The 11,762-nt window shown below is 62.9% G+C and carries 14 protein-coding genes; 9 read left to right on the top strand and 5 right to left on the bottom strand.

Translation table 11 applies throughout. The features are described from left to right. The first annotated feature begins 201 nt into the window (after window positions 1-201). Window positions 202-1,920, top strand: coding sequence for a multicopper oxidase family protein (locus QRN11_RS06195; protein WP_285250277.1), 1,719 nt, complete (start codon window positions 202-204; stop codon window positions 1,918-1,920). Window position 1,921: 1 nt separating this feature from the next. Further along, window positions 1,922-2,707 carry a hypothetical protein gene (locus tag QRN11_RS06190; RefSeq protein WP_285250276.1) on the top strand — a complete coding sequence of 262 codons (786 nt, stop codon included), beginning with the start codon at window positions 1,922-1,924 and terminating at the stop codon, window positions 2,705-2,707. Between the two features lie 58 nt (window positions 2,708-2,765). Here QRN11_RS06190 and QRN11_RS06185 read toward each other — a convergent pair whose 3' ends face one another. From QRN11_RS06185 to QRN11_RS06175, 3 genes are all read right to left on the bottom strand, one after another. Next, window positions 2,766-2,915 (bottom strand): hypothetical protein, encoded by a 150-nt coding sequence (locus QRN11_RS06185; RefSeq protein ID WP_285250275.1) that lies wholly within the window; start codon window positions 2,913-2,915, stop codon window positions 2,766-2,768. Between the two features lie 72 nt (window positions 2,916-2,987). Further along, on the bottom strand, window positions 2,988-3,458 hold the full coding sequence (locus tag QRN11_RS06180) for a VOC family protein (protein WP_285250274.1): 471 nt from the start codon (window positions 3,456-3,458) through the stop codon (window positions 2,988-2,990). A 55-nt stretch (window positions 3,459-3,513) separates the two neighbouring features. Further along, complete coding sequence (locus QRN11_RS06175) at window positions 3,514-4,002, bottom strand: VOC family protein (protein ID WP_350223972.1); 489 nt, start codon at window positions 4,000-4,002, stop codon at window positions 3,514-3,516. 24 nt (window positions 4,003-4,026) lie between these two features. Here QRN11_RS06175 and QRN11_RS06170 point away from each other — a divergent pair, with 24 nt between their 5' ends. Beyond that, the gene (locus QRN11_RS06170) at window positions 4,027-4,428 is read left to right on the top strand and encodes a DUF3054 domain-containing protein (RefSeq protein WP_285250273.1); all 402 of its coding nucleotides are present in this window, start codon (window positions 4,027-4,029) and stop codon (window positions 4,426-4,428) included. A gap of 109 nt (window positions 4,429-4,537) precedes the next feature. Beyond that, on the top strand, window positions 4,538-4,816 hold the full coding sequence (locus tag QRN11_RS06165) for an Lrp/AsnC family transcriptional regulator (RefSeq protein WP_091419975.1): 279 nt from the start codon (window positions 4,538-4,540) through the stop codon (window positions 4,814-4,816). Window positions 4,817-4,829: 13 nt separating this feature from the next. On the opposite strand, the gene trpD is transcribed toward QRN11_RS06165, so the two are convergent. Beyond that, window positions 4,830-5,888 (bottom strand): anthranilate phosphoribosyltransferase, encoded by a 1,059-nt coding sequence (trpD, locus tag QRN11_RS06160; protein ID WP_285250272.1) that lies wholly within the window; start codon window positions 5,886-5,888, stop codon window positions 4,830-4,832. 148 nt (window positions 5,889-6,036) lie between these two features. On the opposite strand from trpD, the gene ctaE reads away from it, so the two are divergent. The 4 genes from ctaE (at window position 6,037) to qcrB (ending at window position 10,368) form a co-directional block, all read left to right on the top strand. Further along, on the top strand, window positions 6,037-6,675 hold the full coding sequence (ctaE, locus tag QRN11_RS06155; protein WP_181762574.1) for an aa3-type cytochrome oxidase subunit III: 639 nt from the start codon (window positions 6,037-6,039) through the stop codon (window positions 6,673-6,675). A gap of 86 nt (window positions 6,676-6,761) precedes the next feature. Beyond that, the gene (gene qcrC, locus QRN11_RS06150; protein ID WP_091419969.1) at window positions 6,762-7,550 is read left to right on the top strand and encodes a cytochrome bc1 complex diheme cytochrome c subunit; all 789 of its coding nucleotides are present in this window, start codon (window positions 6,762-6,764) and stop codon (window positions 7,548-7,550) included. Between the two features lie 96 nt (window positions 7,551-7,646). Next, a complete protein-coding gene (gene qcrA, locus QRN11_RS06145) occupies window positions 7,647-8,720 on the top strand; it encodes a cytochrome bc1 complex Rieske iron-sulfur subunit (protein WP_285250271.1) in 1,074 nt (357 codons plus the stop codon). Then, complete coding sequence (gene qcrB / locus QRN11_RS06140; protein WP_285250270.1) at window positions 8,698-10,368, top strand: cytochrome bc1 complex cytochrome b subunit; 1,671 nt, start codon at window positions 8,698-8,700, stop codon at window positions 10,366-10,368. The genes qcrA and qcrB overlap by 23 nt, the downstream gene beginning before the upstream one ends. Window positions 10,369-10,490: 122 nt before the next feature. Here the strand turns inward: qcrB and QRN11_RS06135 are convergent, their stop codons facing one another. Then, window positions 10,491-11,261 (bottom strand): GntR family transcriptional regulator, encoded by a 771-nt coding sequence (locus QRN11_RS06135; protein WP_050055221.1) that lies wholly within the window; start codon window positions 11,259-11,261, stop codon window positions 10,491-10,493. Window positions 11,262-11,427: 166 nt separating this feature from the next. On the opposite strand from QRN11_RS06135, the gene QRN11_RS06130 reads away from it, so the two are divergent. Beyond that, complete coding sequence (locus tag QRN11_RS06130; protein ID WP_285250269.1) at window positions 11,428-11,721, top strand: HPr family phosphocarrier protein; 294 nt, start codon at window positions 11,428-11,430, stop codon at window positions 11,719-11,721. Window positions 11,722-11,762: the final 41 nt, after the last annotated feature.

Here is an 11,762-nt window from a genome sequence, read left to right as displayed (position 1 = left end):
CAGCGGGCCATTCATCGACAATACGCACACATTGGATACGCAGGGGTGCCAGTAGCCGGAATCGGCAGCAGGATCGCGACCAGGATCCGGCGGGTAACCCCTTCCCCGTAAGGTACCCCCAAGTTTTTCCCAACGTACGGGCCGCACTATTTCGTGGGGCGACAGTACAAAGCCGGTCTCAACCACAGATGTGGAGGAGTCATGAAATCACGTCGAGAAGCTTTGAAGCTGGGCCTGCTGGGCGGCGTTGTCGCCGTCACCGGGTTGCAGCAGGGAGCGGGACTGGTTGGAGGAGTGCATGCGGAAGGCGCGGAGGGACCGGCCCCGGCAAGCCCCAGCACGCTGGCAGCCAACAACATGCCCGTACCCTACCGGGCGGTGTTTAAGCGTCCCCCGGAACTTGTCCCCTACGAAACAGGCCTTGATCCGGACGGCCAGCCCTTCGCCAGGTACTCGCTTTCGCAGCGGTTGGGGCAGGCCCAGATCGCTAGCGGCCCGTCAACCACTCTGGCCGGCTACAACGGGATATTTCCCGGTCCGTCAATTCAGGTTCAACAAGGTACGCGCACGGAGGTGCGGATCAGCAACAGATTGCCGGCCCAGGGCCTCCTGTATAGCGACCCATTCAACACGGTGACCCACCTTCACGGCTCCGCCTCGCTCCCCCAGTACGACGGCTATGCCAACGACCGTACAGCGCCCGGGCGCATCAAAAACTACCACTACCCGAACTGGCAGGCCGCCCGCACTCTTTGGTACCACGATCACAACCACATGCTCACCGCACAGGGCGTGTACTCGGGCCTTGCCGCTTTGTACACGATCACCAACTCCCTCGAACGGGAGCAACTCCCCCAAGGCGAATTCGACGTGCCGATCCTGGTGTCCGACGTAATGCTGAATGCCGACGGATCGCTCGGTTACAACGACAACGGCCACGCCGGACTTTGGGGTGACATCATCATGGTGAACGGTGTGCCTTGGCCCACTATGAAGGTCAAACCGCGGATCTACCGGTTCCGGTTCCTGGTTGGCTCCATCACCAGGTCCTACCGGTTCTCGCTCTCCACCGGCGATCCGTTCTACGTGGTAGGAACCGATGCCGGAATGACGCCCACCGTTCAGGCAGTTTCCTCGTGGCGGCAGGGGACGGCGGAGCGCTACGAGGTCCTGATCGACTTCCGCAAGTACAAGCCGGGCCAAAGCGTCGAGTTGCGGAATCTCAGCAACAAGAACAACGTGAACTTCGCCAACACCGGCAAGGTCATGAAGTTCGAAGTTGTTGCCGATGCTCCGTCTCCACGGCCGGAGTCACGATCGATCACCTCCATTCCCACCACACTGGATCCCGGTGAGCATCCCACAAAAGCCGAGGGCGGACTGGACACGATGTCGCTGACCCCGGACATGGCCGTGGCCAGGAGAACCTTGCGTGTTCGGCGTGAGGGCGGCGAATGGACCATCAACGGCGATACGTGGGACGACGTCGAGAAATCAGGATTCAGGAAGTGCTTCGCAAATCCGCAGCGCAACCAGGTTGAAGAGTGGACCATCGTCAATGAATCCGGCGGATGGTTCCATCCTGTCCACATCCATTTGATCGATGGGAAAATCATTGGCCGCAACACTAACGGCGGCAAACCCTTTGCCTGGGAAAACGGGCCGAAGGACGTCTTTTACGCCGGCGAAAACGAGGCTGTCACCGTGCTCATGCAGTTCGATACCGGCAAGCACGAGGGCGGCCGCTACATGGTCCACTGCCATAACCTCGTGCACGAGGATCACGACATGATGGTCCAGTTCGCGGTCGGTGACCTGGAAAACAACGATCCCATCACCTCCGACGCGCCCGTCGTGGAAAACACCCCCGAAGGGGCATTTGCCTCCACCTACAAGCCCTCCTATCCGGCCGGCACCTGACGTGAACGTGAAGTTTCTGCTCCCGCTCGCCGTCGTCCTCTCCATAGCGCTGGCTGGCTGTACCGGCCAGCCGGTCAGCTCAACACTCCCCGCGACGCCCAACGCGGCAGCACCACAAGCGGAGGAAGGCCAGGACGTCGGGAACAGCCGGCCCACGGTCGGTTACGACGGGCTCATGGTACGACGGCGTGTGGTGGTCGCCGTCCACTCCGCAATGGACGCAGATCTGGCCGGCCTGCGCATGAAGCTGGAATCGGCGGCCGAGCAGCAGGGCCTGACCCTGGCCGACATGTCACCTGACGTACTGGAACCGGCCATCCTCGAGCATGTTATGCCCGAGGTCCTGGTGGCGCTGCCGGCCTCGGCCACGCTTGATGACGGCCGGTCCCTGGTTACCCAGGTGTCCGGTCCGGACACGGAACGGCTCGGCGCTGAGCATTTCCACGTCCTCCAGGCCTTGATCCACGATCTGCGCTTCAGCATTCCCACCCCCGACCCCGGCGCCCTGGCGTTGGCTGTCGACAGGGAGGGAATACTCGCTGACGCCCTCGGGAACTACCGGACCACAGCCGTCAACGGCAGCCTCGATATCAGCTACACCGGACCGCTGCTCGGCGACGAGGTAGTCGAAAGCGTGCGGTCCGGCATTGCCCGCCAGGCACACGCTGCGGCTTCGGCAGTCACCGTGGAACCGGCCTCCACAGACGGCACCGGAGTGGACATGGCATCGGAACCGCCTTGGCAGCCTGAAACAACCCAGGAGGCGCACAGCTCTTCCCACGGCTGACTGAAGCCGGAACCAGGAAGCTTGCGGCCACTGACCCCCACCGGCCAACGATGGCGGGTCAGTGGCGCTTCCCGATGCCGGCGCCCACCACAGCACCGAGGCCCAGTCCCAGCGCGAAACCAATGAACGGGCTGTCAAAGACAGCCAGGCCCATGGCTATTCCGACGGCGGCGCCCACAAGGCAGCAGATCCACAGAGGTTTGTTCATCGGCACCGATGCTACCCGCCGCCCTGCGTTTCACCACGGATGCAGGGCGGGGAACGCCGGCCTTCCGGGGCCTCAGCCGTCGTAAGCCTTCTGCAGCTCCGCGATGTCCAGCTTCCGCATCCCCAGCATCGCCTGCATCGCCCGCTGGGAACCGAGCGGATCGGTCCCGGCGATCAGTGAGGTGAGCACGGACGGGATGACCTGCCAGGAAACACCGAAGCGGTCCTTGAGCCAGCCGCACTGGCTTTCGCTGCCGCCGTCGGTCAGGGCTGACCAATAGCGGTCCACCGTATCCTGGTCCTCGCAGTCGACCATAAACGAAACAGCTTCGGTGAACATGGCGCCGCGCGCACCGTTCAGCGCGGTGAAGGGGCGGCCTTCGAGCTCGAATTCGACGGCGACGACTTGTTTTTCGGGGCCCGGCGCTCCTTCGAGACGTGAGACGTTCAGGATCCTGGAATTGTCAAAAACCGAGGTGTAGAACTGGGCTGCCTGTTCCGCCTCGTTCTCGAACCACAGACAGGTTCCGATGGTGCGTGGCATAGGTTGCTCCCTTCCGGCTTGAGCCTAGTGGCGGCATTCGAAAGGCACAACGGTCTCAGGCGCCGTCCGGGTCCTGTGCTGCCCCCGGCGCGGGAAGCTGGCTGACGAGCCCCACAGTATTGCCCTCGCTGTCCCTGATGAAGGCCATCCACTCATCCGTGCCGGCCGGCCCCAGCAGCCCGTCACTGTGGCTGAAGATGATGTGCGCATCTGTAACGACTTCGACTCCCCTGCCCCTAAGCCCGGCCACAGCCGTCCTCACATCGGGAACCTCGAGGTAGAGCAGCGCCCGCGGGGCTTCCCGCTCCAGCAACAGCCGCAGGCCGTCGAGGTCGAAGAATACCAGGCCGGGCGGGTCGAATACGGCTGTGGGCTGGACGTCGAGGAGTTCCGAATAGAAGTCCGCCGCCCGCCCGAGGTCGCCTGCGTACTGCGCTACCTGGATCAACCGCATGTCCTGCCCTTCCCGATGCCCGGATTTGTCCATCCTGCCCAGTTGCGGGGGCAGGTACAAGGGGTGGCGGCGGACGGCAACCGGCAGCATGTTGACATTGCTAGGCTCGAATCCATGACTCCTCCAATCCAGCGGCCCGTGCATGTTCTTTCCAAGGGAACCATTGCAGCCGCAGCCGTCACGGACGCCGTCCTGATCCTGGTGTTTGCTGCCGTGGGCCGGGACGCACACCAGCGTGGCGATGTGGTGGCCGGCGTGTTCCTGACAGCGTGGCCGTTCCTGGCCGGAGCGGCCCTGGGCTGGCTGGCCTCCAAAGCCTGGCGTAACCCGCTGGCCGTGCGCCGGACCGGCCTGGCAGTCTGGCTCGGAGCCTTGGCCGGCGGCATGGTGCTCCGGCTCCTCACCAGCCAAACCGTCGTACTGCCGTTCATCATCGTCGCCTTGCTGAGCCTGGGCCTGCTGCTGGTCGGCTGGCGCCTGGTGTGGGCAGGAGCACGCCGGCTCCGGAATAACTGACGCAGGGCGCGGATGATCCCGCGGGGTCCGGACCGGAATGTAATAGGCTGGCAGCACCCAGAAGCCTGCCGGGCCCTGCTACGGCGCAACAGATCCGAAAGGATTAAACGTGATCACCGCTTTCGTTCTGATCAAGACCGACGCTGCCCGCATTCCTGAAACTGCCGAAGAGATCTCAGCAATCGAGGGCATCAGCGAGGTTTATTCAGTGACGGGTGAATGGGACCTGATCGCGGTGGCACGGGTACGGCAGCACGAGGACCTTGCCGATGTCATTGCCGACCGGCTTTCCAAGGTGCCCGCAGTGGTCCACACCACCACGCATATCGCATTCCGCGCCTACTCCCAGCACGATCTGGACGCAGCCTTCGCCCTCGGTTTCGAGTAGCAGGCCGCACCCGTCAGGAACGGCTGAGCGACACCCATTTCTCGAGCACCGCGGCAGCAGCCCCGGACCCGATGGATTCTGCTGCCCGCGCATAGGCAGTCCGCATGCGTTCGAGCAATGGACCTTCCGCGGCGGCGTCAAAAGCTACCAGTCCGGCTGCTGCGTTGAGGAGGACGGCGTCCCGGGCCGGGCCCTCCTTGCCCGCGAGGACATCGCGGACAACAGCAGCGTTGGCGCGGGCATCTCCGCCCCGAAGCTGGTCCACCGTTGCACGTTGGATGCCGAGGTCCTCAGGGGAGAACACCTGCTCCACCACGGTGCCGTTCCGGATTTCCCAGACGGTCGAGGGGCCGGTGGTAGTGAGCTCGTCCAGGCCGTCATTGCCGCGGAACACCAGGCCCCGGCTCCCCCGCTGGGCCAGGACACCGGCCACCAGCGGCGCCATCCGCGCGTTGGCGACGCCGACCGCCGACGCCTGAACCCTGGCAGGGTTGGTCAGCGGTCCCAGGAAATTGAAGGCAGTAGGAATCGCCAGTTCCTTCCGCGGCACGGCCGTGTGACGGAAAGACGGATGGAACACCTGCGCGAAACAGAAGGTGATTCCCGCCACCTCGGCGTTGCGGGCCACCTGGTCGATGGACAGGTCCAGCCGGACTCCCAAAGCCTCCAGCACATCCGCTGACCCGGACGACGACGACGCCGCGCGGTTGCCGTGCTTGACCACTTTGGCGCCGGCCCCGGCAGCAACCAGGGCGGCCATGGTGGAAATATTAACGGTGTTGAGTTGGTCACCGCCGGTACCGACGATGTCCAGCTTTTCGCCGGAAATCGAGACCGGATTCGCGTGGGCCAGCATGGCATCCACGAGGCCTGAGAGCTCTTCGACGGTTTCGCCCTTGGCACTGAGGGCAACCAGGAATCCCGCGATCTGGGCCGGTGTCGCCTCCCCGGACATGATGGTATCCATGGCCCACGCGGTGCTGTCCGCGGTGAGGTCCTTGCCGTTGATCAGGGCCGAAATCAGCCGGGGCCACGTGTTGTCCGCCAATGCCGCAGATGCCTGTGAAGTCACTTACTGATGCTATCGAGGGATAGCAGCGGCTGACCAATGTGAACCGTCAAGGGAACTTTTCCGGGCGATTTCGCGTCTTTGTAGAAAAAGTCCTCCGAAAAGCCGGTTTGCGTTGGGCAGCACGGAGTTTTACAGACATAATGTCTATGTGACATCTGCGACCCATGCCCCCAGTACCCCGGCGCACCCCACGCTGAACCGCCCCAATATGGTTTCCGTTGGAACCGTAGTGTGGCTCTCCAGCGAGTTGATGTTCTTCGCCGGTCTCTTCGCCATGTACTTCACGCTCCGCTCCACCAGCGGCGAGATGTGGGCCGAAGAGACAGCCAAGCTCAACTTCCCCTTTGCGCTCGTCAACACGATCGTCCTCGTGGCCAGTTCCTTTACTTGCCAGATGGGCGTCTTCGCCGCCGAGAGGCTGCAGCCGCGCAAAACAGGCGGGGCTTTCCAGTTCGCCCGCTGGGGTATGAACGAATGGTTCACCCTCACATTCCTGATGGGTGCGTTCTTCGTCGCCGGCCAGGCCACTGAATACGCGATGCTGGTTTCCGAGCACGTTTCGCTCTCCTCCAACGCCTACGGTTCGGCCTTCTACATGACCACCGGCTTCCACGGCCTCCACGTGATCGGCGGGCTTGTTGCCTTCCTTCTGATCATGGGCCGTTCCTTCGCCGCGAAGAAGTTCGGGCACTTCGAAGCCACGTCAGCGATCGTCACCTCGTACTACTGGCACTTTGTGGATGTCGTCTGGATCGGCCTCTTCCTGGTCATCTACGTCCTCAAGTAGCCAGCTTTGATTCTTTTTCTACAAGAGGCAGAATTTCAGGTAGCGGCTCCCGGAGCCCGCCCAGGATCGAATAAAGGAACCACCACGTGAAGGCACTCTCGCAAAAGCGGCGACACCCACTGGCAGTCATTGCCCTCCTACTGATGGGCCTCCTCATCACTGGCGGGCTGTATGCCGTGGCCACCACCGTCAACGAGGCCAAGGCTTCCACCACCACGTACAGCACAAGTGACGTCGAGGAAGGCGGGAAGCTTTTCGCCGCCAACTGCGCCACCTGCCACGGCATGGGCGCCAGCGGTTCCAAGGATGGTCCGTCGCTCGTGGGTGTCGGCGCTGCTGCCGTCGACTTCCAGGTTGGTACCGGCCGCATGCCCATGCAGATGAACGGCCCCCAGGCGCTGAAGAAGCCTGTTCAGTTCAACGACGAACAGACCCACCAGCTTGCAGCCTATGTCGCCTCCCTGGGCGCCGGCCCGGCTCTTCCTGAGGAAAGCCTGTTGGACGAAAAGGGTGACGCGGCTGCCGGTGGCGAACTCTTCCGCACCAACTGCGCCATGTGCCACAACGCTGCTGCGGCCGGCGGTGCGCTCACCCGCGGCAAGTTCGCTCCCGCCCTGGCCGATGTTTCGGGCAAGCACATCTACGAGGCAATGGTCACCGGTCCGCAGAACATGCCGGTCTTCAGTGATTCCAACATCACCCCTGAGGGCAAGCGCGATGTCATCACCTTCCTCAAGCAGATTGAAACCAACGGCTCCCCCGGCGGCGCTGACCTGGGATCCCTCGGCCCCGTGGCTGAAGGCCTGTTCGTCTGGGTTGCAGGCCTCGGCGTCATCATTGCTTTCACCATCTGGCTGACCTCCCGGACGTCTTAGCACTTCCGGAACACCAAACTTCTGCTGACGAGTCAGCAGTTTGATATTAGAAACTAACCCGGCATCCGCCGGGACGAGAGAAGGATGAGGCGAATTATGGGCAACCATAGTGACGGCAGTCCGAACCACTCGGGCACCGTAGCTACGGCTGGTCAGAATGAGGTGGAGAAGTTTCAGGATCCTGGAATTCCTCCGCACCGTTTGCGCCTGGCTGACACGGACCCGAAGGCCGCAAAGCGGGCAGAACGGCAGGTCGCCTTACTATTTGGCATTTCTGTTGTTGGCACCCTGATCTTCCTGGTGGCGTACTTCGCCATCGATCTGGGGGCCGGTGAATCAACGATTGAAAGCATCCGGCTCCAGAACATGCTGCTGGGTATCGGTACCGCGTTCGCGATGCTGGGCATCGGAACCGGCATCGTGCACTGGGCCAAGGCCCTGATGCCGGACCACGAAGTCTCCGAAGAGCGTCACGCGATCCGTTACGAGGAGGACCGCCAGGCCGCTGTCCGGATCGTTGACGACATCGTGGAAGAGACGGGCATCAAGCGTCGCCCGCTGATCCGCAACACCCTGCTTGGTGCCGTTGCGTTGGCTCCGCTGCCCGCAGTTGCCCTTTTCGGTGACCTGGGTCCGCGTCCCGACAACAAGCTCGCACACACCATGTGGGCCCCCGCGGACGGAAAGCTCAAGCGCCTCGCCCGGGACCCCGACGGGACCCCGATCAAGGCATCCGATGTCACCATCGGCTCAGCCTTCCACGTCATTCCGGAAGGCCTCAACGAACTCCACGAGGGCAAGCTCAACGAAAAGGCCAAGGCCGTTGTGCTGCTCATGCGCCTGGATCCCGCTTCCCTGAACCCTTCCGAGGGCCGCGAGGACTGGGGTTACAACGGCATCGTTGCCTACTCCAAGATCTGCACCCACGTCGGTTGCCCGGTTGCTCTGTACGAGCAGCAGACGCACCACCTGCTGTGCCCGTGCCACCAGTCCACCTTTGACCTCACTCAGGAGTGCAAGGTGATCTTCGGCCCCGCCAGCCGGCCTCTCCCCCAACTGCCCATCGCAGTTGACGACGAAGGCTACCTGGTCGCCACCAGCGACTTCAAAGAACCTGTAGGACCAAGTTACTGGGAGCGTGATATGCATGAGCGCAGCATCAACAGCTGAGCCCGCTTTCGTCGCCAAAACCAAGACAGGCCGGTTCACCGACTTCGTCGATTCACGTGTTGGCGGTTCCGGAATCCTCCGCGAATTCGGCCGCAAGGTCTTCCCCGACCACTGGTCCTTTATGTTCGGCGAAGTGGCCCTGTACTCCTTTGTCATCCTGCTGCTGTCCGGCACGTTCCTGACATTCTTCTTCGATCCGTCCATGGCAGAGACGCACTACGACGGCTCGTACGTGCCCCTCAAGGGCGTTGAGATGTCAGTGGCCTACAGCTCATCCCTGGACATCTCCTTCGACGTCCGCGGCGGCCTGTTCATGCGCCAGGTCCACCACTGGGCAGCGCTGCTGTTCGTAGCCTCCATCGCCGTGCATATGCTCCGCGTCTTCTTTACCGGAGCCTTCCGCAGGCCCCGCGAGATGAACTGGGTGGTGGGCAGCGTATTGCTCATCCTGGCCATGGCTGCCGGCTTCACCGGCTACTCCCTCCCCGATGACCTGCTGTCCGGAAACGGCCTGCGCATCATCGACGGCGTGATCAAGTCCATCCCGGTCGTGGGAACCTACATCTCGTTCTTCCTCTTCGGCGGGGAATTCCCGGGCACGGCCATCATCGGCCGCCTGTACATGCTGCACATCCTGCTTGTCCCGGCACTGATCCTGCTGATGATCGTCCTGCACCTGTTTATGGTGGTCGTCCACAAGCACACCCAGTACCCCGGCCCGGGACGCAACGACAATAACGTTGTGGGCTATCCCCTGGGCCCGGTCTACGCAGCGAAGGCCGGCGGATTCTTCTTCATCGTCTTCGGCGTGCTCGCCCTGATGGCCGGTTTCTTCACGATCAACCCGATCTGGAACTACGGTCCGTACGACCCCTCCCCGGTGTCCGCCGGTACCCAGCCCGACTGGTACATCGGATTTGTTGACGGCGCGCTGCGCCTGATGCCCGGCACTTTGGGTAACTGGCACGTAGAGCAGAACTGGTTCGGCTTCGTATTCACCTTCAATGTCCTGCTTCCGGCCCTTGTGCCGGCCGGGATCCTGTTCACGGTGATGTTTATGTACCCGTGGATTGAGCGGTGGATCACCAAGGACGACCGCGAGCACCACGTGCTGGACCGCCCGCGCAACGCACCGACCCGTACTGCAATCGGTGTTGCCGGCTTCATCTGGTACTGCGTGATGTGGGCTGCGGCCGGTTCTGACCTCATCGCCACTCACTTCCATGTATCGCTCAACGACGTGACGTACTGGCTGCGTGCACTGTTCTTCATCGGGCCGATCATCGGTTTCGTCGTCGCCAAGCGCGTGGCCCTGGCCCTGCAGCGCAAGGACCGCGAGATCGCCCTCCACGGCCGGGAGACCGGACGTATTGTCCGCCTCCCGCACGGCGAGTTCATCGAGGTACACGCGCCGCTGGACGAGTACAAGCGTTACAAGCTGGTGGGCTTCGAATCCCCCGAGGTCCTGCCCGCTGTTCCCAACGAACACGGTGTGGTGACGCGCAAGGAGAAGCGCCGCGCGTTCCTCTCCCGCTGGTTCTTCGAGGACCGTGTTGCCCCGGCCACCCCGGCTGAGCTGGAAGCTGCCCACGGCCATGGCCATGCGGCAGTCGAAGCACCCGAGGAAGCCAAGAGCCTGAGCCACTAGGCCCAGTCATTCAGCACAGAGAAGGCCCGGTCCATGAGGACCGGGCCTTCTCTGTGTGCAGTTCCACTGTGTGCTTAGCTGTAAGGCCCCGCGCGGCGCCTGATATCAGCCGCGGAGCAACGTCAGTGGCTGCGGGACCGACGTGCACCCGGGCGCTGCAACGGAACCCACAGCTTGTAACGGTCGGCCCGGTAGTACGAGACCGAATAGTCCACCATGGTGCGGGCCACGAACGCATGGCGCTGGATCTTCAGCAAGGGTGCACCGACCTCGACATTGAGCAAGCGTGCTGTGGAGGGCGAAGCAGCCGTGGCCTCAATCATGTCCTCCCCCCACTCCATTACCAGGCCATACTGTTCGCTGAGCACGTTGTACAGCGAGGTGGGTGGCTCTCCATCGAGCAGGCCGGGAACCCGGTGGGCCGGGATGAAGTTCTCGTCGACGCTCATCGGCTCGCCGTCTGCCAGCAGAAGGCGCCGGAAACGGACCAGTGGGGTGCCCTCGTCCAGCTGGAGCTCGCGTGCCAGGAATGCGCTGGCCCCGATCTGTTCGAAGCTGAGGACTTTGGCGGCCGGGACCATGCCGCGGCGCTGCATCTCTTCGCTGTACGAGGTGAGCTTGACCTGCAGGTCCAGCTTCGGCCTGCGCACAAACGTGCCCAGCCCTACCACCCGCTCGATCACTTCTTCGCCCACCAGGGCATCAATCGCCTGCCGCACGGTCATCCTGGCGAGGCCGAAGCGCTCCGCCAGGTCGCGTTCCGAGGGCAGCGCCGATCCGGGCCGGCACGATTCGACGATATAGGTCCGGAGGATTTCACGCAGCTGAACATAGATGGCCGTACCGCTGGTCCGGTCAATCTCGCCGGCGATGGCTGCCGCGCTACCAGCCACGGGACTTTGCCGTTTGGTTGAGGATCACCCAGCCATTTTAGGACAGGTCTAGACCAGTGTGCGCCACAGTACAGGAGCATTTCGCTGATCACGGGAGGGTGCCGCTATATTGGACAGGAAAATTTCGATACCAGACGGATGGGGCCGTCATAAAGAAGGAGTCCCGTTGCCAACTCAGAAGGCCGTGGTCACAGCCTCAATCGGACTGCATGCGCGTCCGGCCGCCGTATTTGTCCGCGCGGTCACCGAAACCGGGCTGCCAGTGACCATCTCCAAGGCGGGTACCGCAGACGTTGATGCACGGTCCCTGCTGCAGGTGATGACGGCTGACTTCCATCACGGTTGCGAGGTGGAGCTCAACATCCCTGATGCAGCCCTCGACGGTCCACTGGGACGCGAAGAAGCACAGGATGTCCTCCAAACCCTTGGCAGGCTCCTGGAGTCGCAGGGAGCCGGGTAGCGCCCCTGCCGCGACTGTTCCTGGATTGCCCTGCAGGTGCT

The organism is Pseudarthrobacter sp. fls2-241-R2A-168, from assembly GCF_030209335.1.
In the GTDB taxonomy this organism is placed as follows: Bacteria; Actinomycetota; Actinomycetes; order Actinomycetales; family Micrococcaceae; genus Arthrobacter.
The sequence above is the reverse complement of the archived record's forward strand: the minus strand, read 5'-3'. Positions and strand labels throughout refer to the sequence as shown.